Raw genomic sequence first — 22,473 nt, 5'->3', positions numbered from 1 at the left:
TCAGCTCCTTGCAAGTTCATCGAACCGGGCGCGTTCACGCACCAGAGGTTCGGACAGTTCGAAATTGGCGCCTGCGACAGCATCGCCGATAATGACCATGACCGGGCCAGTCAATTCGTCACGATGCTGCAGGTCGGGAAGATCGCGCAAAATGCCATGAAGCAGCCGGCGATCGGCACGGCTGGCATTCTCGATGACGGCAACCGTGGTTTCGGCGGGAATGCCTGCCTGCATCAGCCTCTCGGCAACGGAAGCTGCAACCGTGCGGCCCATATAGACGGCGATCGTGGCGCCCGATACGGCGAGGCTTGCCCAGTCCGGGAGCACGTCACCCGTCAGATCATGTCCGGTCGTGAAAACCAGCGAAGAGGCGACGCCGCGAAGCGTCAATGGCAGCTCGAAATCAGCGGCGGCGGCAAATGCCGAGGTGATGCCAGGCACGATCTCATAGGAGATGCCGGCGGCACGCAGGGCGGCCATCTCTTCGCCTGCCCGGCCATAGACTAGCGGATCGCCGCTCTTCAGGCGTACGACGCGTTTGCCCTGGCGACCGAGATCGACCAAGAGATCGTTGATCTCTTCCTGAGACTTCGAATGGCAGCCCTTGCGCTTGCCGACAGAAAGACGCTCTGCATCACGGCGCCCCATATCGACGATCGCCTGCGGTACGAGCGCGTCATAGACGATGACATCGGCTTCCATCATCACGCGCTGCGCACGCAAGGTCAGGAGATCCTCGGCGCCCGGACCGGCGCCGACGAGCCAGACATGACCTTCGACGTGATCCAGCGAACGCAGCAGACCGTTGGCGGCGCGGCGAGCTTGCGGGATGTTACCGTTGGCGACAGCATCGGCGACAGGGCCGGAGAAGAAGCGACGCCAAAAGATGCGACGGGAAACGCCGCGTGGAACGAGATGCTCAACCGTCTTGCGATAGTTCGTCGCCAGAGCCGCCAGACGCCCGAGCGAGGGTGACAGGAGCTGATCGATCTGGGCGCGGATCATCTGGGCGAGCACCGGCCCTGCCCCTTCGGTGCCGATCGCGACTGCAACAGGCGCGCGATTGACGAGAGCCGGAGTGAAGAAATCGCAATAATCCGGCTGGTCGACGGCATTGGCCGGGATCTTGGCCGCGCGAGCGGCATCGACGATACGGCGATCCTGTTCCGCGTCGCCAGTTGCCGCGAACACCAGGACGGCACCATCGACCTGGTCAGACGTAAAGGCTTCGCGGACGGTATCGATGCGGTTGGCAATCAGAAAAGCGTGGAAATCGGCTTCAGGGCGATCAGTATGCGCAACAATGCGCGCCTGCGTATTCAACAGCAGGCGAACCTTGGCGAATGCTTCGTCGCCATTGCCGAAAACGGCGGCAACCCGGCCTTCCACGCGAAAGAAGGCGGGAAATACCGAAAGCTGTTCAGTCCTGGGAGGCATTCTCAATCCACTTCGAAGTTGCCCGAATATGCATTCTCTGGACAAGCGAATGAAGAAACAGAATTCCAAAGGCCGGCCAGTCACGTATTCTTTTACCCGGTTGATCAATGATTTGAGAAAACTCACCCGTGCGGCGCAAAAGCCACATATTCTGAGCGTGTCGATTAGGTTTTTCGCTGCGGACTGCGGGGCGGCACGGGAAGCGACACCAATAAAGCCTGTGGCAAAGTCGCCCGCGAAACAGTTGCGCATTCCGCTTCATTCCGATGGACGGTAGGATAACACGAACAGGAGAATTTCATGCCGGAAAAGACAATCGCCTCCCGCCTGCTGCAGGTCATGGAAGAGAATATCCTTCCGATGACGGAACTTGGTGTCGCCACCGGCAACAAGGTCTTCGGGGCAGCTATCCTGCGCAAATCCGATCTTTCGCTCATTGTCGCCGAAACCAATAACGAGCTCGAAAACCCGCTCTGGCACGGCGAAGTGCACACGCTGAAGCGCTTCTACGAGCTCAACGACAAACCCGCGACGAAGGACCTGGTCTTTCTCTCCACTCATGAACCCTGCACCATGTGCATGTCGGCGATCACGTGGGCCGGCTTCGATAATTTCTACTATTTCTTCAGCCACGAGGATTCGCGCGACAGCTTCGCGATCCCGCATGACCTGAAAATCCTGAAGGAGGTCTTCGGCCTTGAACCCGGCGGCTACCGGCGGCAAAACGCCTTCTGGAACAGCTTTGCGATCGCCGATCTCGTCGAGACCGAGGATGAACAGCAAAAAGCCGACCTCAAGCGGCAGACCGCACGGATCAAGTCCCGCTATGACGCCCTTTCCAACACCTATCAGGCCACCAAGAGTGCCAACGACATTCCGCTGAACTGAGAGACCATGGAACCTTCGAAAGACATTTCGCGCCTGATCGAAATCATGGCGGCACTTCGCAATCCCGAGACCGGCTGCCCGTGGGACGTCCAGCAGGATTTCGAGAGCATCAAACCCTATACGCTCGAAGAAGCCTATGAAGTTGCCGACGCGATCGAGCGCAAGGACATGGACGACCTCTGCGATGAACTCGGCGACCTGCTGCTGCAGGTGGTCTTTCATGCGCGCATGGCCGAGGAAGCCGGAGAGTTCTCCTTCGGCGATGTGGTGGAAGCCATCACCCGCAAGATGATCCGCCGCCATCCGCATGTGTTTGCCCGTTCGGATGCCGACACGCCCGACGCCGTGAAGAAACAGTGGGACGAGATCAAGCAGGCAGAGAAGCGCGAGCGCACCGAGCGTAGGGCGCGGCGCGGCATGACAGAAGATTTCAAGGCCGGCTTCCTCGGCTCGGTGCAACGCAGCTTTCCGGCGCTGACAGAAGCGCTGAAGCTACAAGAACGTGCGGCCAAGGTCGGCTTCGATTGGTCAGCGCCCGAACCGATCCTCGACAAGATCGAGGAGGAAGTCGATGAACTGCGTGTTGCACTGCGCGACGGCGACAAGTCAAAGGTCAGCGACGAACTCGGCGACCTGATCTTCGCTGTCGTCAATATCGGTCGGCATGTGAAGGCCGATCCGGAACAAGCACTGCGCGGAACGAACACAAAGTTCAGGCGCCGATTCAATCACATAGAGACGGTTCTTGATGCAGAAGGCGAGAGCCTGGAAGCGGCCAGCCTGGAGCGGATGGAAGAGATCTGGCAGGCGGCCAAGGCAATCGAGCGGGCTGTCGTAGCCGAGGCGGAGTGAAACTTCGCCCAGATGGGATTATCGCTCCCAGTCTTCCTTGGCGGGCTTCGCACCATTGCCGATGCGGCGCTCGAGTTCGGCGGCCTCCGTCTCGGACAGGCGGAGGTCCAGCGTCACGGAACCGTCCTCGTTGTCCTCGCGGCTGTCGACGACGGCATGGTCGTAGAGCCAGGGCAACAGCGCCAGCCTGTCGACAGGCAAAGTGACAGTCGTTTCCGTCATGACGCCGGATAGACGGCGGCTGATTTCATCCATAAGCCCGTCCACGCCCTCGCCGCTGATGGCGGAAACGGCAATGACATTCTTCATGCCGGAGGACTTCTGCACCATGGCGTCATGGGCTTCGGGTTCGAGCCGGTCGATTTTGTTCCAGACCTCGAGAATGCGGCGTTCGCCTTCAGCCTCGTCGATACCGAGGTCATTCAGGATGCGCAGCACGTCAGCGCTCTGGGCCTGACTGTCGACGTCAGACATATCGCGCACATGGAGGATGAGATCGGCTTCCAGCACCTCTTCCAGCGTGGCGCGGAAGGCGGCGACCAGATGGGTCGGCAGGTCGGAGATGAAGCCGACTGTATCGGACAGGATGACGGTGCGGCCATGCGGCAACTTCATGCGGCGCAGTGTCGGGTCGAGCGTGGCGAAGAGCATGTCTTCAGCGAGGACCCCTGCTCCGGTAATGCGGTTGAACAGCGTCGACTTGCCGGCGTTGGTGTAACCGACGAGCGCCACGATCGGATGCGGCACCTTCCTGCGCTTGGCGCGATGAAGCTGGCGCGTGCGGACGACCTGTTCCAGCTCGCGTTCGAGCTTGATGATGCGATCCTGCAGCAGACGCCGGTCGGCTTCGATCTGGGTTTCACCCGGACCGCCCATGAAGCCGCCACCGCCACGCTGGCGTTCAAGGTGGGTCCAGCTTCGGACCAGGCGGCCCTTCTGATAGTTCAGATGCGCAAGGTCGACCTGCAGCGTGCCTTCCTTGGTCGAGGCACGGCGGCCGAAGATTTCGAGGATCAGGCCCGTCCGGTCGATGACCTTGGCGTTCCATTCCTTTTCCAGATTCCGCTGCTGCACCGGCGTCAACGGGTGATCGACGATCACAAGACCGGAATTACGCTCGTCCAGAAGGTGTTTGATTTCCTCGATCTTGCCCGTTCCGAGAAGCGTAGCCGGGCGCGGATCGTTGACCGGGACGATCGAGCCATTGACGACGTCGAGATCGATCGCCTGCGCCAGGCCGGTCGCCTCGTCGAGACGGCTTTCCGGCGTGCGGGTCGATGCCGATTCGCTCTGCCCGCCGCGCGAGCGCGATTTCAGCACCGGCACAACGACGGTCGCGCGCATATCATCCCTGTGCTTGGCAGCTTCAGGGATGATGGAATCGTTTTTTGTATCGCGTGTCGAAATGACGGCCGGCCTTGGTTAGGACGCTGCTTCTTCGCTCTCGAACATCTGCATTGGCTGACCAGGCATGATTGTCGAGATCGCGTGCTTATACACGAGCTGCGAATGTCCGTCACGACGGAGAAGAACACAGAAATTGTCGAAAGACGTGACAACGCCTGTGAGTTTTACGCCGTTAATCAGAAAGATTGTCAGGGAAATCTTTTGCTTGCGTACAGTATTGAGAAATAAGTCCTGCAGATTCTGAGAACGTTCCGCCATCGCGCCGCTTCTTTCTTTATTGCCGGCCTGATCAAGCCGGTAGAATATCAATCAACCTCTCCAGCAAGGCAGGTGGCACCCTCATTCCTCCTGCCCAGCAAATCTTGGTATCAAATCGTAATCTTTTCCGCAACGTCGAAAAAGGCTTCCCGAATATTCTGCGAAAGGCTTCCGGGATGACCATTCGCAATGGCCTGTCCATCAACGGAAACGACCGGAAAACAAATGCTTGTGGCGGCGGTGATGAAGACCTCGCGGGCTGCCATCATCTCCGAAACGGAGAACTTCCGCTCGACGATCTTGACCCCCAATTTGGCTGCGACATCGATGAGAGTCGTACGCGTGACACCCCGCAGGATACCATGGTCGGCAGGCCGCGTTACCAGCGTACCGTCGGCATCGACGATCCAGACATTGGTTGCAGCCCCTTCTTTCACCATGCCCTCGGCATCGATATAGATCGCTTCCTGGGCACCGGCTTCCTTGGCCTGCTGGCGCGCAAGCGCGTTCGACAATAGCCCAACCGACTTGATGTCGACTCGGTCCCAGCGATTGTCCGGAACGGTGATCGCCTTGATGCCAGTGGCATTCTTCCTGGCGATGACGGATGGATCCGTGCTCTTGGCGGTCACGACGATCGAGGGCGGGGTGCCGGCTGCCGGGAAGACATGGTCACGGCGGGCGACGCCACGCGTCACCTGCAAATAGAAGAGACCGTTGCGGACGTGATTGCGGCGCAGCGTCTCGCGAATCACGTGCGTCAGCGCTGCACGGCTCATCGGCCAGGCGATGCGCAATTCCCCCAGCGAACGGTCGAGACGGTTCAGATGCCGGGTCAGGTCGACGATCAGCCCGTGACGGACCTCGCAGACTTCATAGACACCATCGGCAAACTGATAGCCACGATCCTCCACATGCACCATGGCATCGGAATGCGGGACGTAGCGTCCATTCACATAGGCAATTCTTGGCATTGAAACCTGCTTCAGGCAAAGGAGGGAACCGACGCGAACACGAGCCCGCGCCGGAAAAACATCAGACGCCGAGCGACTTCAGCTTGCGATGTAGCGCCGAGCGCTCCATGCCGACGAATTCGGCCGTGCGCGAGATGTTGCCGCCGAAGCGGTTGATCTGGGCGATCAGATAATCCTTCTCGAACATCTCGCGAGCTTCGCGCAGCGGCAGCGTCATGATGTGGTAGTCGTTCTTGGCCGAGACCTTCGGCAGCATGTCGCCCAGATCGGTCGGCAGCATGTCTGCAGTGATCGGCGCATCCGGACCGTCCGTGCGGGCAAGAATCATCAACCGCTCGATATTATTGCGGAGCTGACGGATATTGCCCGGCCAGTCATGGGCCTGCAGCACCGCCATGGCGTCATCGCCGATGCGGCGTGGCCGGATACCCGCCTGTTCGGAAATCTGGCGCATCAGTTGGTCGACGAGGAAGGGAATATCTTCTCGGCGTTCGGACAGCTGTGGCACGCGCACCGGGACGACGGCGAGGCGATGATAGAGATCTTCGCGGAACCAGCCCTCGGCGATGCGGCTTTCCAGATTGTAGGCGGTCGAGGAGATGATGCGCACATCGACCTTGACGCGCTTGGAACCACCGACACGTTCGAACTGCTGATCGACCAGCACGCGCAGGATCTTGTTCTGCGTCTCGCGCGGCATTTCGCCGACTTCATCGAGATAGAGGATGCCGCGATGAGCCTCTTCCAGTGCACCGATCTTGCGCGCCTGCCCTGGCGCGCCCTCGGTGCCGAACAGTGCAACTTCCATGCGGTCGGGCGTGATGTTGGCGGCATTGAGCGCCACAAAGGGGCCGTTGGCGCGCGTCGACTTCTTGTGGATCATGCGCGCCACCAGCTCCTTGCCGGAGCCGGATGCGCCGAAGATCATGATGCGGCTGTTGGTGGGGGCGACCTTTTCGATCGTCTGGCGCAGCTGCGAAACGGCGACCGAGGTGCCGATCAGCTCCAGCGCATCGCCGGCGCGGCGCTTGAGCTCGATATTTTCGCGTTTCAGCTTGGAGTTTTCCAACGCCCGTTCGGCGATCAGGATCAGGCGATCCGCCTTGAAGGGCTTTTCGATGAAATCGAAGGCGCCACGCTTGATGGCGGAAACAGCCGTCTCGATGTTGCCGTGACCTGATATCATCACCACGGGAAGCTCGGGATGGCGGGTCCTGATCTCGTCCAGCAGCGAGAGGCCGTCGAGCTTGCTGCCCTGCATCCAGATGTCGAGAAAGACCAGGCGCGGCACGCGATCGGAAATCGCCGCCAGGGCGCTATCGCTATCATGCGCCATGCGGGTTTCGTGCCCTTCATCCGACAGGATGCCGGCAACGATCTCGCGAATGTCGTGTTCATCGTCGACGACGAGAATATCAGAGGCCATAAACGCTTTCCTTGTCACTGGCTGCCGGGGCTGTGGCCACATCGCGGCGTGGCAGATGCACGCGGATCATGGCTCCTCTTCCCTGGTCAAAATCTGCGGGCGCATCATGCAGTTCGAGCTGCCCGCCATGTTCTTCGATGATCTTCTTGACGATGGCCAGGCCGAGACCGGTGCCCTTTTCGCGCATCGTCATGTAGGGCTCCAGAATGCTATGGCGGTTTTCGACCGGCAGGCCACGTCCGTTGTCGATGATATCGACCGTGAAGCGGTCGCGCGCTTCGTCGAGCGACGTGCGCACCAGGATCTTGCGCTCCTCGCGCTCCTCGCTCGGCACGGCTTCGATCGCTTCCACCGCGTTCTTGATCAGATTGCCGAAAGCCTGCCCCAGCATGCGGCTATCGAACATGCCTTCGAGCCGCTCCTCGCCAAGTTCCTGCAGGAAGGCGATATGGTTGTTGCCCATCTCACGCAGGAAAATCGCGTCGTGGAGGATGGAGCGCAGATCGCTCGGCTCCTTGGTCGGCTTCGGCATGCGGGCAAAGGCCGAGAACTCGTCGACCATGCGGCCGATATCGCCGACCTGGCGGATGATCGTATCCGTGCACTGGTCGAAGACTGCGCGATCATTTTCGTCGATCTGCTTGCCGTAACGACGCTGGATACGCTCGGCCGATAGCTGGATCGGCGTCAGCGGGTTCTTGATCTCGTGAGCAATGCGGCGGGCGACATCACCCCATGCGGTGGAGCGCTGGGCGATGACGAGGTCGGTGATGTCGTCGAGGGTGATGACGTAGGATTCACTCAGATCACGCACTTCCTCGCGCGTCACCTGGACGCTGAGCGTACGCACCGTGCCGCCGCGCACCAGCGCGATCTGCTTGCGGAAATCGCCGCGATAGCGTGCGGCGGCTTCCGTCAGCACCTGATCCACTTCCGGCGCGACCTCCGACAGCTGCTTGCCAAGCAACTCGTCGGCCTGCAGCGCCATCAGCGTTTCGGCAGAACTGTTGACGATGGTGATGCGCCGGTCCTGCTCGACACCGATCACAGCAGCCGTCACACCCGACAGAACGGCCTCGATGAAGCGGCGGCGATCGTCCACTTCATCCTTCGCCTCGAGGATTTCGTCCCGCTGCGTGCGGATTTCCGAGATCATCTTGTTGAAGGTGCGCGACAGGCTGGCGACGTCGCCATCGACGGCGTGAACAGGCACGACAATATCCATGTTACCCGATGCGACGCTATCGGCAGCGGTAATCAGCAGGCGGATCGGCCGCACGATACGGTCGGCGACTGCAATCGCGGTCCAGATCGCAGCAAGCAGCACGATCAGAGCGAAGCCGATGTAGAGAACCGCAAAGGCGATCTGCAGCGAGACCCGGCCGGCTTCCATCGAACGGTATTCGGTGGCGTTCTCCTCCATCATGCGCATGGCATTCATGACCTTGGGGTCCACGGCACGCACCGTATAGAGGAAGGTTCCGGGGATCGATTCGAGCCTGATTATGGCGCCGACAAGATTGGTCACGCCCGGCGGGATCAGCGTCGGCTGGCCGGCGGCCGCCTTTTCCAACGCATCCTGCGGTATCGCGGGCAGCGGTTTTTCGGTCGTGATGTCGGCCTGGACATTGACCGAGCCATCGCGCTCGACGAGGAAGGCGCCGAGCAGGCCGCGGCCCCTTGCCTGGCGCGTCATCAGGTCGGCGAAGCCGGTCTTGTCGAGGCTGTAGAGCGCGCGGTTACGCTCGAGATCATTTGCCATCGAAACCGTCTGACCCTGCAGATAGCTGGCATTTTCCAGCATATAGGCCTGGCCGATGTTGCGAGACGAGCTGACGATCGCCTGGGTTCTGAGCGCAAACCACCGGTCAAGGCCGGCATTCAGCGTGATACTGGCAAAGATCGCCACCAGGATCGCCGGCGTGATCGCGACGATCGAGAAAAGCACGACGATACGGATATGCAGGCGGGCAGCCGCACGGCCGCGTGTACGGGCCTTGAAAAGCCGCGCGACTTCACGACCGATCAATGCGATCAGGCCGAGGACAAAAAACGAATTGATGACGACAGAGCCGATAACGACGTGCGAGGTCGGCGCAATCGGCGTCACGCCGAGCAGCACGAAGAGCGTGACGGTCGCGCAGACCAGCGCGCCGCCGGCAAGCACAAGGCCGGGTACGGCAAACAGGGCGCGGCGGTCGGTCACCGTTGTCACCGCCTCGTTCACCGTTTCCGGCGATACCCCTTCTTCGTCCATCCAGCCTCTCTTCGGTCGGCAGCGCCGCCGCGCCCAACGAGAAAGCCAAACCAACGCCGGTTTCAAAAAACCGGCGTCCAAACGACTCGATCGTGGGCGAATGTCCAAACCCGATGCGTGACCTTTAAGCAACGCATTGTGGCGAAAATGCAACGCACTTTGCCACAATGTCAAGGTCGAAGGTCAGGCGGTACGGGAGCTTCTGTAGACGGAAACGCCGAGTTCGCGGATCTTTTTGCGCAGCGTATTGCGGTTCAGGCCCAGCAAATCGGCGGCTTTGATCTGGTTGCCGCGGGTGGCCGTCAATGCCGCAAGTATCAACGGATATTCCATTTCCGTTAATATGCGATCGTAAAGGCCCGGCGGCGGCAGGTTTTCGCCGAAACTGGCGAAATAGGTGCGCATATTCTCTTCGACGGCCTGAGCAATCGTCATCGTGCCGCTGCGGATCGGGCCCTTGTCGATCGGGCTATCGGGGACATCGGAGCGAAGCTCGGCGTCGATGATTTCGCGGGTGATGACATCCTGTGGATAAAGCGCCATCAGGCGGCGGATCAGGTTTTCCAGTTCGCGCACGTTGCCGGGCCAGGCATAGGCCTTCATCAGCTCCAGCGCCTCCTGATCGAAGCGCTTGGAGCCGAGACCTTCCTTTTCGGCCTGCTGGACGAAATGACGGACGAGATCCGGGATATCTTCGGCACGATCGCGCAGCGGCGGCAGGCGCAGCGGCACGACATTGAGGCGATAATAGAGGTCTTCGCGGAACAGACCCTGATTGATCGCCTGCTTCAGATCCTTGTTGGTGGCAGCCACAATGCGCACATCGGTGCGGATCGGCGTGCGGCCGCCGACGGTCGTATATTCGCCCTGCTGCAGCACGCGCAGAAGACGCGTCTGGGCATCCATCGGCATGTCGCCGATTTCATCGAGGAACAGCGTGCCACCTTCGGCCTGTTCGAAACGACCGGTGGAGCGGGTCTGCGCACCGGTGAAGGCACCTTTCTCATGGCCGAAGAGCTCGGATTCGATGAGATCGCGCGGGATGGCGGCCATGTTGATGGCGACGAAGGGGCCGTTGCGACGCTTGCCGTAATCGTGCAGCGCGCGCGCCACGAGCTCCTTGCCGGTACCGGACTCGCCGGTGATCATCAGCGTCAGATCCGTCTGCATCAGGCGGGCGAGAACACGGTAGATTTCCTGCATGGCCGCGGAACGACCGACGAGCGGCATGCCGTCCTGCATGTCTTCGTCGAGCTTGGCCGGCTTCTTCTTCGGCTCGGCGAGCGCCCGGCCGATGATGCCGATCAGCTCCGTCAGGTCGAACGGCTTCGGCAGGTAGTCATAGGCGCCTTTTTCCGATGCCTTGATCGCCGTCATGAACGTATTTTGCGCGCTCATGACGAGAACGGGCAGCTCCGGTCGCGCCTTCTTGATGCGGGGCAGAAGGTCGAAGGCATTCTCATCGGGCATGACGACATCGGTGACGACGAGATCGCCCTCGCCGGCTGAAACCCAGCGCCACAGCGTCGCGGCATTGGAAGTAATGCGCACATCGTAACCGGCGCGGCTCAAGGCCTGATTGAGCACCGTGCGGATGGCCGCATCGTCATCTGCAACGAGGATCGTGGCTGTCATCTATTGGGTCCTGTCGAGCTTGCAATAGCGGCGTCATCAAGCGAGGCATCCTTGGAGGCCGGCATGAGGACGCGGAAAATCGTGCGGTTGTTCTGGCTGTCGCATTCGATGATGCCGCCATGATCGCCGATGATCTTGGCAACGAGGGCGAGACCCAGGCCGCTGCCATTCGTCTTGGTGGTGATGAAGGGGTCGAAAAGATGCGGCAGCAGGTCCGTCGGCACGCCAGGACCATTGTCGATGACGCAGAATTCCAGCGGCAGCGAGATTTTTTCGCGCGTGCCGGCGACCGAAAGGCGGATGCCCGGGCGATAGGCGGTCGTCAGGATGATTTCACCATCCGGACGATCGCCGACGGCTTCGGCAGCGTTCTTGACCAGATTGAGGAAGACCTGCACCAGCTGATCGCGATTGGCGTAGACGGCCGGCAGCGACGGGTCGTAATTCTCCGTCACGCGGATATTGCGGGCAAAGCCCGCCTTGGCAACGGCCTTCACGTGATCAAGCACGGAATGGATGTTGACCGGCACGCGGTCGACCGGGCGCTCATCGGAAAAGACTTCCATGCGATCGACCAGCGAAACGATGCGGTCGGTCTCGTCGCAGATCAGCCGCGTCAACGCGCGGTCGTCGTCGATCACGGACTGTTCGAGAAGCTGTGCAGCACCGCGGATTCCGGAGAGCGGATTCTTGATCTCATGCGCAAGCATGGAGGCGAGACCCGTGACCGAGCGGGCTGCCGCACGATGTGTCAGCTGCCGATCGATCTTGTCTGCCATCGACCGCTCCTGGAAGACGACAACGACCGAGCCCGGCTCGGCAATGACGGGCGCAACGTAGAGATCGACAAGCTTGTCCTGCCCGAGACGCGGCGAGCTCAAATCCACGCGGTACTCGTTGACCGGGGCCTTGCGTTCGCGCACCTGGTCGATCAAGGCCAGGAGCGGGCTGCCGAAGGGAATGAAGGTCGAAATGCGGTAGCGGGAGAGATGCGCGGCACTGGCACCAAAGAAGGCTTCGGCCTCCCAGTTGGCAAAGATGATGAAACCGCCCTCATCGACCATGACGACAGGGTTCTGGATAGCGTTCAGCACTGCCATCGCCATGGTGTTGACCGCATTTTCAGGGGAAGTCGTGCCGTCCGTGCTCATGCCGCCTCCCGCCGCTCTACCGCACCAGCCGCCATCGCATCGCCAAAACGGGCGATCACATCATCAGGATCGCGCGATGTCATGATCGCAGCCTTTCCCTCGCCGGAAAGGTCCGGCGCGAAGCGCTCCAGATACCAGCCGAGATGTTTGCGGGCGTGCCTGACGGCAACTGCCTCGCCATAGAATTCCAGCATCATGCGATAGTGCTCGATGGCAATTGCAGCAATCTCCTCGCGCTCGGGTTCACGGGCTCCTGCCAGGACACCGGCATGCCACGGCCTGCCCTGGCTGCCGCGGCCGATCATCACGGCATCGGCGCCCGAGCGACGCAAGATCTCCTGCGCATCCTCAGCCGTTTCGACATCGCCATTAGCGATCAGGGGCACGGAAATGACATCGCGTACGGGGCGAATTGCATCCCAGTCCGCCCTGCCCGTGTAAAACTGCATGCGGGTGCGGCCATGGATGGTGATGAGTTTCACCCCCGCCTCTTCGGCGCGCTTCGCGATATGCGGCGCATTGATGGAATTCTCGTCCCAGCCGAGACGCATCTTCAGCGTCACCGGGATATCGACAGCCCTGACCGTCGCCTCGACAAGCTCAAGCGCATGATCCGGATCGCGCATCAGCGCCGAACCGGAATAGCCGCCGATGACCTTCTTGGCCGGGCAGCCCATATTGATGTCGATGATGTCGGCGCCATGATCGGCCGCGATCTTGGCGGCTTCGGCCATCCAGTATGCCTCGCGACCGGCGAGCTGCACCATGTGCGGACGGAAACCGGCGGCCCGAAGGCGTGCCCAGGATTCGGCAGTGTCGTTCACCAGCTCCCGGCTCGCCACCATTTCGGTCACGACGAGGCCTGCGCCATAACGCCAGGCGAGCTCTCGGAACGGCATGTCCGTCACACCCGACATCGGCGCAAGCACAACGCGGTTCCGCACGGACACCGGTCCGATTCGAAAAGGCGTTGCGAGGTCCTTGGAAATCAAATGATTATCTTTCAGGCACACCATGTAACTGCATTATTTTTAGCCATAGATCTACGGCTTGCCAAGAGGGTCGAGCCCGAATTGATATTTTTTGGGCAAATGCTGGAAAAGGCCGAAGCAAGACGATAGAGCAACTGACATCCATTCCGCATATTTCAGGGATTTATGCTGCAAATGCATACTAAGCAACCGATATCGGCTGGGATTGTCGTCGTTGCGGCAGGCCGTGGGGAACGCGCCGGATCGTCGGAGGAAGGCCCCAAACAATACCGGATGATCGGCGGCAAGCCGGTTATCGTCCACACGCTTGAAAATTTCATGACATGGGAACCGGCAACGCAGATCGTCGTCGTCATCCATCCCGACGACGAGGCACTCTTTGCCAGAGCGTCCCGGCACATCATCTCGGCAACGCCGATCGAGACGGTTCACGGTGGCGCGACCCGACAGCAGTCGGTGCTGGCAGGTCTTCGGCACCTTAGGGATAAGGGCATCAGCCATGTGCTCATCCATGATGCAGTGCGTCCTTTCTTCGACCACCAGCTTCTCGACCGGATCGCCGATACGCTTTCGGCCGGCGCGCCAGCCGTGCTGCCTGCCGTGCCTGTTGCCGACACGCTGAAGCAGGCCAGCAGCGACGGAACCGTGCTCAAGACCATCCCGCGCGATCAGCTCTATGCGGCCCAGACGCCGCAATCCTTCGATTTTGCCACGATCCTCGAAGCGCATGAAAAGGCAGCGGAAAGCGGCAAGACGGATTTCACCGACGATGCCTCGATTGCCGAGTGGTTCGGCATTCCCGTGACCATCGTCGAAAGCGCTGCAACGAACGTGAAGCTGACAGTGAAGAGCGATATCACCATGGCCGACGACAAGCTCTCGGGCGCCCGTATTCCCGATGTGCGGACCGGCAACGGCTATGACGTGCATCAGCTCGAGCCCGGCGACGGCGTGACGCTCTGCGGCGTCTTCATTCCGCACGACCAGAAGCTCAAGGGCCATTCGGATGCCGATGTGGCGCTGCATGCGCTGACGGACGCGCTGCTTGCCACCTGTGGCGCCGGCGATATCGGAGACCATTTCCCGCCCTCCGATCCGCAATGGAAGGGTGCTGCATCCCGTATCTTCATCGAGCATGCTGCAAAGATCGTGCGCGCGCACGGCGGCACGATTACCAATGCGGATGTCTCGCTGATTGCGGAGGCGCCGAAGGTCGGACCACATCGCGAGGCCATGCGCGCCAATCTCTCGGAATTTCTCGGCATAGACATCGAGCGCTGCTCGGTAAAAGCCACCACCAACGAAAAGATCGGCTTCGTCGGCCGCCGCGAAGGCATCGCGGCAATCGCAACCGCAACCGTCGTCTATGGAAGCACGAAGCGATGAGCCTGTTTCCCGCAGACATCACGTCGATGGCGGAAGACATCATCCGGGACTTCACGGCTGCAGGCCTCATGGTCTCGACAGCGGAATCGTGCACGGGCGGACTGATTGCCGGCGCGCTCACGGAAATTTCGGGATCGTCCGCTGTCGTTGACCGTGGCTTCGTGACCTATACGAACGTGGCCAAGATGCAGATGCTCGGCGTACAGGAGGAAACGCTTGCCCGTTTCGGTGCGGTTTCGGAGGAGACGGCCCGGCAAATGGTGCATGGCGCCCTCTTCCGCTCCCGCGCCCACCTGGCGGTCGCTGTCACGGGTATTGCCGGTCCTGGCGGCGGGTCGCCGGAAAAGCCGGTCGGGCTGGTGCATCTTGCGGCGAAATCACGTTCAGGTAAGCTTGTCCATCGTAAGATGCTGTACGGAGACATCGGCCGCACGGATGTCCGGCTGGCGACGATCCGCACGGCACTTCAAATGCTTATCGAGATTGTGTGATTTTGAGTAACGCAACAAAAGGCAGTAACGTGAGTTTCTGCCGCGTCCAGGCAAGAACCGTATTGAGGAACCAGTCAAATGAGATATTTCGCATGCATCGGTGTCGTCTTGAGCCTCGCCTGCGTTTCTGCGGCTGAAGCACCATCCAACTATCAGGTTTACGGCGGTGTGCGGGTGGATTCCGATCCAGTCCTGCTGCGCAAATACGACCATGCGCTCAGCCGCTGCCAGCCGGAAGCGTTGGGCTATCGCGGATCGCCGGATACTACCAGCCTGCTCTACAACGCTGCGCTCAGAGGCTGCCTGTATCGCTACAGCTTCACCGATCGCGGTTCCTTTGCCTATCCGGCAACACAGATCTTCGACCATTTCATCGATCGCTGACCAAGGTTCTACCGGCTGTAGATCGTCGCTGCCCGCTTTTCGAAGGCTTCCGTGAACATGCGGAAAGCCCTGTCGAACATTGAGCCCATAAGCGCGCCAAGAATACGGCTCTTGAACTCATAATCGATGAAGAAATCGACCGTGCAGCCGCCGCCTTCCGCCTCGACAAACCGCCAGCGGTTGTCGAGGTAGCGGAACGGACCGTCGATATATTTGACATCGATGATGCGTTCGGCCCTGTTCAGCAGCACCTGCGTGGTAAAGGTTTCGCGGATCGCCTTGTAACCGACGGTCATATCGGCGATCAGCAGCAACTTGCCGTCGCGTTCCTTGCGGTTCTTCACCGACAGGGCTTCGCAAAGCGGGAGAAATTCCGGATAACGTTCGACATCGGACACGAGGTCGAACATCTGGTCGGGCGTGTGCGGGACGGGGCGATGCGTTTCGAATTGCGGCATGAAGCGCAGTTAAGCCGGCACACCGAGAAGATCAAGAAGCGCGCGCATTTGGCTGCGGGATTTCACCTGCAAAACCGGCACATGCGGCCCATGAGTTGCGATGGCGGCAGTCACCCGCGGCGAAAATCTCGTCTCGAAGGTCCAGATGAATTCCAGAAACTTCCAGTCCACCTTTTCTATGCAGCCCGGCGCCATGTCCGGACGTGTGCGGCCGATATGCTTCAGCCAGCGCGTCACCACACCCCAGACGCAGAGCAGGCGCGGCATGCGCACCCAGATGACGATATCGGTGCGCGGCAGGCGGATATCGAAGGTGGAGGTATTGGTGCCGTCCATGATCCAGCGCTCGCCGGCGATCCTTTCGACGATCCGCTGGCGCTGCTCTTCCTTGCTGCGTTCCACCCAGCCGGGCAGCCAGAGAATCTCGCGGTCGATCGAGAGATAGGTGAGTTCGAACCGACGCGCCAGCTTCTGCGCAAGCGTCGACTTGCCACCGCCGGAGCAGCCGATCACCATGATGCGCCTTGCATCACGGATCCGGGCGGCTGCAAAGACGTCATCGACATAGTTGATCGTTTGGTCGGCCTGCCCTTGCATGCTTCCACTCCTCCTAGCCGTTTGCCGATGGCAACCGGGAAAGCGGCGTGCTGGCTAGCTGCTTCACATGACCTGAAGATGACAACGAAGCGCACAAAGAAAGACCACGGCAAAAAATCGCCGCGGCCTCTTCAAGTCAAGATGTAAGGGCTTATTCCGCAGCCAGCAGCAGCTTCTTCTCGCGTGCAGCCTTCAGGCGGGCGAAGTCGTCGCCGGCATGATGCGAGGAGCGGGTCAGCGGACTGGAAGCGACCATCAGGAAGCCCTTGGTGTAGGCGACCGTCTCGTAGGACTTGAACTCTTCCGGCGTCACGAAGCTTTCGACCTTGTGGTGCTTGCGGGTCGGCTGCAGATACTGGCCGATCGTCAGGAAATCGACATCGGCGGTGCGCAGGTCATCCATGAGCTGAAGAACCTCGTTCCGTTCCTCACCGAGCCCGACCATGATGCCGGACTTGGTAAACATGGTGGGGTCGAGTTCCTTCACGCGCTGCAGCAGGCGGATGGAATGAAAATAGCGTGCGCCAGGGCGAACCGTCAGGTAGTTGCCGGCAACGGTTTCCATATTGTGGTTGAAGACATCGGGCTTGGCGGCGACGACACGTTCCAGCGCACCGGGCTTCTTCAGGAAGTCTGGCGTCAGGATCTCGATCGTCGTCAGCGGCGATGCGGCACGGATTGCCCAGATCACCTTTTCGAAATGCTCGGCGCCACCGTCTTCCAGATCGTCACGGTCGACAGAGGTGATGACGACATGGCTGAGGCCCATCTGCTTGACGGCCTTTGCGACGTTTTCAGGCTCGGCCATGTCGAGCGCATTCGGCTTGCCGGTGGCGACATTGCAGAAGGCGCAGGCGCGGGTACAGATCTCGCCCATGATCATGAAGGTGGCGTGCTTCTTGTCCCAGCACTCGCCGATATTCGGGCAGCCTGCCTCTTCGCAGACGGTGACGAGCTTGTGCTCCTTGACGATCGAACGGGTCTCGGCATAGCCTTTCGAAGTCGGCGCCTTCACACGAATCCAGTCCGGCTTGCGCAGGACTTCCGTATCGGGGCGATGCGCCTTTTCCGGATGCCGCACGCGCTTTACGTCGGGATTGATCGTGTCGAGAATGGTGACCATGTCAGTTCAACTTTCCGCCGCCCCATGCGGCCCGGCTTCTCATATTGCGCATCGCTCCTTTATTCAAATCTTTCGATCTGAGGAGATGCGCCCGATCTTCGCACTTTATCTTCGAACCAGCCGCGCGAAGAATATCAGCAGGCAGGCGCCGATGAAGCCGGTTACGAAATAGCCGAACCTTCCACCGGCGACCTCAATGTGGAATTGCGCCAGGATGGCGGTAGCGACGACCGAGCCGACGATGCCGAGGACAATGTTCAGCAAGACGCCATAACGCGCTTCCATCAGCTTGCCCGCAAGCCAGCCTGCAAGTCCGCCGATGATGATTGCCGATATCCAGCCGACGCCTTCCATCCTATTCCTTGCCCTACGCTATCGCCCTTGCGATCAGCACCACGACAATGGCGCCGACTGTTGCGTGGATGATCTGAACCACCAATGCATTTTCAATGCCCAGCGATATACCCAGCGCATTGAACAGAAAACCGCCCACGAACGCGCCGATGATGCCGCTGAGCAGGCACCGTATCAACCCACCCCCACCAACGACCAGGCTTGCGAGAAAGCCCGCGACAAGGCCGATCAGCAGAAAGATGAGAAGCGACTGCGTGCCCATAGACATGATGATTTCCTTTCGTTTTTTCCACCCTGACGGGGACGGAATTTTCCATCCCCGGATAAAGGGCAGATCAGGAAATTATCAAGCGTTCAGAACGCGGCCGTAAGCATCCAGCACGCTTTCCTTCATCGTCTCCGAAATGGTCGGATGCGGGAAGATCGTGTGCATCAGTTCTTCTTCCGTCGTCTCCAGGTTCATGGCGACAACGAAGCCCTGGATGAGTTCGGTGACTTCGGCACCGACCATGTGGGCGCCAAGCAGCTCACCGGTCTTCTTGTCGAAGATTGTCTTGACCAGACCCTGGTCTTCGCCAAGCGCGACGGCCTTGCCATTGGCGCTGAAGGGGAAGCGGCCGACTCTGACATCGCGGCCCTGCTCCTTGGCCTTGGCTTCCGTCAGGCCGACGGAGGCGACCTGGGGATTGCAGTAGGTGCAGCCCGGGATCTTCTGCCTGTCCATCGGGTGGACATTCGGCAGGCCGGCGATCTTCTCGACGCAGATGACGCCTTCATGCTCTGCCTTATGCGCCAGAAGCGGCGCACCGGCGACGTCACCGATTGCGTAAATGCCGGGCACGTTGGTCTTGCCGTAGCCATCGATGACGATGAAGCCGCGATCGGTTTTGACGCCGACAGCTTCCAGGCCGATGCCTTCGACGTTGGCCTGCACGCCGACGGCCGAGATCATGCGGTCGGCGGTGATCGTCTCGGTCGTGCCGTCCTTCTTCTCGATGGTCGCGGTGATCGAGTTTGCACCCTTCTCCACCTTGGCCACCTTGGCTTCGAGATGGATCTTCATGCCCTGGCGTTCGAACTGCTTCTTGGCGAGCGCGGAGATTTCCGCATCCTCGACCGGCATGACCTGGCTCATGATTTCGACGACAGTAACGTCGACACCCATGGTGCGATAGAAGCTTGCGAATTCGATGCCGATGGCGCCCGAGCCCATGACAAGCAGGGACTTCGGCAGTTCGTCAGCCTTCATTGCTTCGAAATAGGTCCAGATCAGCTTGCCATCCGGCTCGATGCCCGGCAGGGCGCGCGGACGGGCGCCGGTCGCAACGATGATGTGCTTGGCGGTGTAGGTGCCCTCGCCCAGCGCATTCTTCGGCACCGGACCCATCGGTTCCATCGGCTTCTTCGTCGTCTTTGAAACGACGATCTCGCCGGGTTTGGTGATCTTGGCTTCACCCCAGATGACATCGACCTTGTTCTTCTTGAACAGGAAGCCGACGCCGTTGTTCATGCGATGCGCGATGCCGCGCGAACGGGTGACGATCGCCTTGATATCGGGCTTGATCGTGCCTTCCAGCACGAGGCCGTAGTCTTTGCCATGCTGGGCGGTATGAAGGACGTCTGCGGAGCGCAGCAGCGCTTTGGTCGGGATGCAGCCCCAGTTTGAGCAGATACCAGCCAAATGTTCGCGCTCGACGCAGGCGACCTTGAGGCCGAGCTGTGCGGCGCGGATGGCGGCGATATAGCCGCCCGGACCGGAACCGATGACGATGACGTCGTAGGATTGAGCCATTGCTTTCCTGCCTTTGTTACGCTCCCGCGCGGGTCATCAAAACCCATGCGTGCTTCTTGCTGTTATCGAAGAGCGGCACGGCATTCATACGCGCCGCTTCCGAAAATCCGTTTCTTCCGTAAAGCGACAGAGCCGCTTCGTTACTATCCGACGTGATCAGGCTGACCGACAGCCGATCTGCCCTTGCGAGCTGATCTTCCAGCAGCCTCTTGCCGATGCCGATACCGCGCATATGGCGATAGACCGCGAGACTGCCAATGAACCAATGTCCGATCACCGATCTCTGCATCGCCAGCATCGGCTCCAAGGCCGGATGCCGGGCTTCGAGATCGCGTATGCCTTCATCCACTTCATAGCCGATCGCCATTCCGGCGATCTCGTCATAGGCCTCGCCAATGATGGCGTTCTTCCAGCCCCCGAGCGCTTCATCGCTCATCTTCAACCGGCCCCGCTCGAGCGGCGTATCGCTCATGCCGCTGGCAACATCGGCAAACCAGAGCCATGAGGCAAAACCGTGAGACGCGATATCCGCCAGGATCGCCAGTTCCGAGGCATCCCGGCGGGACGCCTCTCGGAGGGCGAGGAAGGCGGCCACTGTCAGAGCCCCAGCATCACCCGCACGATGGGTTCCAGGCCCCGACCGAGCGCGCGTGTATTTTCTGCATCGAGGTGAATGCCGTCGAGCGGCGTGGTCCTGGCAACGGAATTGCCGTCGAAGAAGCCACAGCCGAGTTCATCGGCAAGGTCACGGTAAAGCGTCGGAAGCTTTGCCGATTCCTCGATACCGCCGGGGAAGGATGCCGCGAAGGGCACATTGCCCGTCTCGCAGATCGCCGGCGGCGCCACGATCAGGATCTCCGGCCCGTCGAATTCGAAGGGCCAGGCATGATTGCGGATCAGCCGCACCAGACGGCCGATGCCCTGGCATGCGGCAAAGGCCGAGCCGGCGACAACCGGCTTCATGTCGTTGGTGCCGAGCAGCAGGATGACGAGATCGAGCGGCGCATGCGTCTGCAGGATGGTCGGCAGAACGCGTGCGCCGTTGCGATCGCAATCGGCAAGATGGTCGTCAAAGGCGGTGGTGCGGCCGTTCAGGCCTTCCGCGATGACGCGAGCCTCGCTTCCGAGCGTAGCCTGAAGCACGCTCGGCCAGAGGTTCTCATAGGCATGACGACCGATCGTGTCGGCATCATAGCCCCAGGTCAGCGAGTCACCATAGCAAAGAACAGTCTTCGTCATGTCCGCCCTCCCGCGTCCTGCTTAGACCAACATGCCCATCGGATTTTCGATGTAGCCCTTGAAAGCCTGAAGCAGCTCGGCGCCGAGAGCACCATCGACGCAGCGATGGTCAGTCGAGAGCGTGACGGTCATGACCGTTGCAATCGCCATTTCGCCGTTCTTGACGATGACACGCTGCTCGCCCGCGCCGACTGCGAGGATCGTCGCATGCGGCGGGTTGATGACGGCTGCGAAATTCTTCACGCCCATCATGCCCATGTTGGAGACCGAGGTCGTGCCGCCCTGATACTCCTCGGGCTTCAGCTTGCGGTCCTTGGCACGCTTGCCGAGATCGCGCATCTCGTTCGAGATGGTCGAGAGCGTCTTCTCTTCGGCCTTGCGGACGATCGGGGTGATCAGACCGCCGGGGATCGAGACAGCGACGCCGACATCGGCATGCTTGTGCTTGACCATGGCGTTTTCGGTCCAGGAGACGTTGGCATCCGGAACGTCGCGCAGTGCAAGCGCCAGGGCCTTGATGACCATGTCGTTGACCGAGATCTTGTAGGCCGGCGCGCTGTCCTTGCGCGGAGCGGCGTCATTCAGCTGCGCACGCAGCGCCATCAGCGCGTCGAGTTCGCAATCGACCGAAACGTAGAAGTGCGGAACGGTCTGCTTGGATTCAACGAGACGGCGGGCGATCGTCTTGCGCATGCCGTCATGCGGTACGAGCTCGTAGGAGCCTTGTTCGAAGAGCTTGAGCACGGCTTCGTCCGAAGCGCCCTTCGGAGCGGCAGCGGCCGGAGCAGCAGCCTGCGGGGCAGCTGCAGCAGTAGCCGGGGCCGCCTTGGCGCCACCACCTGCAGCGGCAGCCTCGATATCACTCTTGACGACACGGCCATGCGGACCGGTGCCGGCAACGGCGGAAATATCGATACCGGCTTCCTTCGCAAGGCGGCGGGCCAGCGGAGAGGAGAAGGTGCGTGCGCCGTTCGAAGAGACTGCAGCCGGCGCCGGGGCAGCAGCCGGCGCCGCCGGGGTCGGAGCAGGTGCGGCCTCAGCCTTTGTTTCGGCCTGAGCCGGAGCGGCGGCAGCCTTCGGTGCCGGAGCGGCAGAGCCGGCGCCGCTTGCAGCAGCGGCGACATCTTCGCCATCAGCGGCGAGAACAGCGATCAGGGCATTGACCTTCACGCCTTCGGTGCCGGCCGCGACGACGATCTTGGCGACCGTTCCTTCGTCAACGGCTTCGACTTCCATCGTCGCCTTGTCGGTTTCAATCTCGGCGATCACATCGCCGGACTTGACCTTATCGCCTTCCTTGACCAGCCACTTGGCCAGATTGCCTTCTTCCATGGTCGGAGAGAGGGCGGGCATCGTGATATTGATCGGCATC

23 protein-coding genes are annotated in these 22,473 nt (G+C 60.6%); 5 read left to right on the top strand and 18 right to left on the bottom strand.

The window, feature by feature from the left end; all coding sequences use genetic code 11:
* Window positions 1-1,437, bottom strand: a complete 1,437-nt coding sequence (gene cysG, locus LVY75_18520; GenBank protein ID XAZ25159.1) for a siroheme synthase CysG — start codon at window positions 1,435-1,437, stop codon at window positions 1-3.
* A 300-nt stretch (window positions 1,438-1,737) separates the two neighbouring features.
* Here cysG and LVY75_18515 point away from each other — a divergent pair, with 300 nt between their 5' ends.
* Both LVY75_18515 and mazG read left to right on the top strand, forming a co-directional pair.
* A complete protein-coding gene (locus tag LVY75_18515; protein ID XAZ25158.1) occupies window positions 1,738-2,325 on the top strand; it encodes a nucleoside deaminase in 588 nt (195 codons plus the stop codon).
* 6 nt (window positions 2,326-2,331) lie between these two features.
* The gene (gene mazG, locus LVY75_18510) at window positions 2,332-3,177 is read left to right on the top strand and encodes a nucleoside triphosphate pyrophosphohydrolase (protein ID XAZ25157.1); all 846 of its coding nucleotides are present in this window, start codon (window positions 2,332-2,334) and stop codon (window positions 3,175-3,177) included.
* A gap of 18 nt (window positions 3,178-3,195) precedes the next feature.
* Here mazG and hflX read toward each other — a convergent pair whose 3' ends face one another.
* The 8 genes from hflX to dusB all read right to left on the bottom strand — a co-directional run bounded on the left by hflX (window position 3,196) and on the right by dusB (window position 13,301).
* Window positions 3,196-4,521 (bottom strand): GTPase HflX, encoded by a 1,326-nt coding sequence (gene hflX / locus LVY75_18505; GenBank protein ID XAZ25156.1) that lies wholly within the window; start codon window positions 4,519-4,521, stop codon window positions 3,196-3,198.
* 78 nt (window positions 4,522-4,599) lie between these two features.
* On the bottom strand, window positions 4,600-4,842 hold the full coding sequence (gene hfq / locus LVY75_18500; protein ID XAZ25752.1) for an RNA chaperone Hfq: 243 nt from the start codon (window positions 4,840-4,842) through the stop codon (window positions 4,600-4,602).
* Between the two features lie 110 nt (window positions 4,843-4,952).
* A complete protein-coding gene (locus LVY75_18495; GenBank protein XAZ25155.1) occupies window positions 4,953-5,816 on the bottom strand; it encodes a D-amino-acid transaminase in 864 nt (287 codons plus the stop codon).
* A 61-nt stretch (window positions 5,817-5,877) separates the two neighbouring features.
* The gene (locus LVY75_18490; GenBank protein ID XAZ25154.1) at window positions 5,878-7,242 is read right to left on the bottom strand and encodes a sigma-54 dependent transcriptional regulator; all 1,365 of its coding nucleotides are present in this window, start codon (window positions 7,240-7,242) and stop codon (window positions 5,878-5,880) included.
* Window positions 7,232-9,499: a PAS domain-containing sensor histidine kinase gene (locus tag LVY75_18485; protein XAZ25153.1), complete on the bottom strand. Its 2,268-nt coding sequence runs from the start codon at window positions 9,497-9,499 to the stop codon at window positions 7,232-7,234. Before LVY75_18485 ends, LVY75_18490 begins: the two co-directional genes overlap by 11 nt.
* A gap of 183 nt (window positions 9,500-9,682) precedes the next feature.
* Window positions 9,683-11,134 (bottom strand): nitrogen regulation protein NR(I), encoded by a 1,452-nt coding sequence (ntrC, locus tag LVY75_18480; protein ID XAZ25152.1) that lies wholly within the window; start codon window positions 11,132-11,134, stop codon window positions 9,683-9,685.
* Window positions 11,131-12,285 carry a nitrogen regulation protein NR(II) gene (locus LVY75_18475; GenBank protein ID XAZ25151.1) on the bottom strand — a complete coding sequence of 385 codons (1,155 nt, stop codon included), beginning with the start codon at window positions 12,283-12,285 and terminating at the stop codon, window positions 11,131-11,133. Before LVY75_18475 ends, ntrC begins: the two co-directional genes overlap by 4 nt.
* Entirely contained in the window at window positions 12,282-13,301 is a 1,020-nt protein-coding gene (dusB, locus tag LVY75_18470) for a tRNA dihydrouridine synthase DusB (protein XAZ25150.1), read from the bottom strand. The genes LVY75_18475 and dusB overlap by 4 nt, the downstream gene beginning before the upstream one ends.
* A 141-nt stretch (window positions 13,302-13,442) precedes the next feature.
* Between dusB and LVY75_18465 the strand changes: the two genes are divergently transcribed.
* From LVY75_18465 to LVY75_18455, 3 genes are all read left to right on the top strand, one after another.
* The gene (locus LVY75_18465) at window positions 13,443-14,663 is read left to right on the top strand and encodes a bifunctional 2-C-methyl-D-erythritol 4-phosphate cytidylyltransferase/2-C-methyl-D-erythritol 2,4-cyclodiphosphate synthase (GenBank protein XAZ25149.1); all 1,221 of its coding nucleotides are present in this window, start codon (window positions 13,443-13,445) and stop codon (window positions 14,661-14,663) included.
* A complete protein-coding gene (locus LVY75_18460) occupies window positions 14,660-15,154 on the top strand; it encodes a CinA family protein (GenBank protein ID XAZ25148.1) in 495 nt (164 codons plus the stop codon). Before LVY75_18465 ends, LVY75_18460 begins: the two co-directional genes overlap by 4 nt.
* A 78-nt stretch (window positions 15,155-15,232) precedes the next feature.
* The gene (locus LVY75_18455; protein ID XAZ25147.1) at window positions 15,233-15,538 is read left to right on the top strand and encodes a hypothetical protein; all 306 of its coding nucleotides are present in this window, start codon (window positions 15,233-15,235) and stop codon (window positions 15,536-15,538) included.
* An 8-nt stretch (window positions 15,539-15,546) separates the two neighbouring features.
* On the opposite strand, the gene LVY75_18450 is transcribed toward LVY75_18455, so the two are convergent.
* The 9 genes from LVY75_18450 to LVY75_18410 form a co-directional block, all read right to left on the bottom strand.
* Window positions 15,547-15,996, bottom strand: coding sequence for a type II toxin-antitoxin system RatA family toxin (locus LVY75_18450; protein XAZ25146.1), 450 nt, complete (start codon window positions 15,994-15,996; stop codon window positions 15,547-15,549).
* A 9-nt stretch (window positions 15,997-16,005) separates the two neighbouring features.
* On the bottom strand, window positions 16,006-16,593 hold the full coding sequence (locus LVY75_18445) for an AAA family ATPase (GenBank protein XAZ25145.1): 588 nt from the start codon (window positions 16,591-16,593) through the stop codon (window positions 16,006-16,008).
* A gap of 151 nt (window positions 16,594-16,744) precedes the next feature.
* Window positions 16,745-17,716, bottom strand: a complete 972-nt coding sequence (gene lipA / locus LVY75_18440) for a lipoyl synthase (protein XAZ25144.1) — start codon at window positions 17,714-17,716, stop codon at window positions 16,745-16,747.
* Between the two features lie 105 nt (window positions 17,717-17,821).
* On the bottom strand, window positions 17,822-18,070 hold the full coding sequence (locus tag LVY75_18435; GenBank protein XAZ25143.1) for a GlsB/YeaQ/YmgE family stress response membrane protein: 249 nt from the start codon (window positions 18,068-18,070) through the stop codon (window positions 17,822-17,824).
* A 13-nt stretch (window positions 18,071-18,083) separates the two neighbouring features.
* Window positions 18,084-18,338, bottom strand: a complete 255-nt coding sequence (locus LVY75_18430; GenBank protein ID XAZ25142.1) for a GlsB/YeaQ/YmgE family stress response membrane protein — start codon at window positions 18,336-18,338, stop codon at window positions 18,084-18,086.
* Between the two features lie 78 nt (window positions 18,339-18,416).
* Complete coding sequence (gene lpdA, locus LVY75_18425) at window positions 18,417-19,862, bottom strand: dihydrolipoyl dehydrogenase (GenBank protein XAZ25141.1); 1,446 nt, start codon at window positions 19,860-19,862, stop codon at window positions 18,417-18,419.
* A gap of 16 nt (window positions 19,863-19,878) precedes the next feature.
* Window positions 19,879-20,457, bottom strand: coding sequence for a GNAT family N-acetyltransferase (locus LVY75_18420; protein XAZ25140.1), 579 nt, complete (start codon window positions 20,455-20,457; stop codon window positions 19,879-19,881).
* A 2-nt stretch (window positions 20,458-20,459) separates the two neighbouring features.
* Entirely contained in the window at window positions 20,460-21,101 is a 642-nt protein-coding gene (locus LVY75_18415; protein ID XAZ25139.1) for an SGNH/GDSL hydrolase family protein, read from the bottom strand.
* A 21-nt stretch (window positions 21,102-21,122) separates the two neighbouring features.
* Entirely contained in the window at window positions 21,123-22,472 is a 1,350-nt protein-coding gene (locus LVY75_18410) for a pyruvate dehydrogenase complex dihydrolipoamide acetyltransferase (GenBank protein ID XAZ25138.1), read from the bottom strand.
* Between the last annotated feature and the right edge of the window lies 1 nt (window position 22,473).

The organism is Sinorhizobium sp. B11 (assembly GCA_039725955.1).
Taxonomy (GTDB): Bacteria; Pseudomonadota; Alphaproteobacteria; order Rhizobiales; family Rhizobiaceae; genus Rhizobium.
This window is presented reverse-complemented; position numbering and strand designations above follow the sequence as displayed.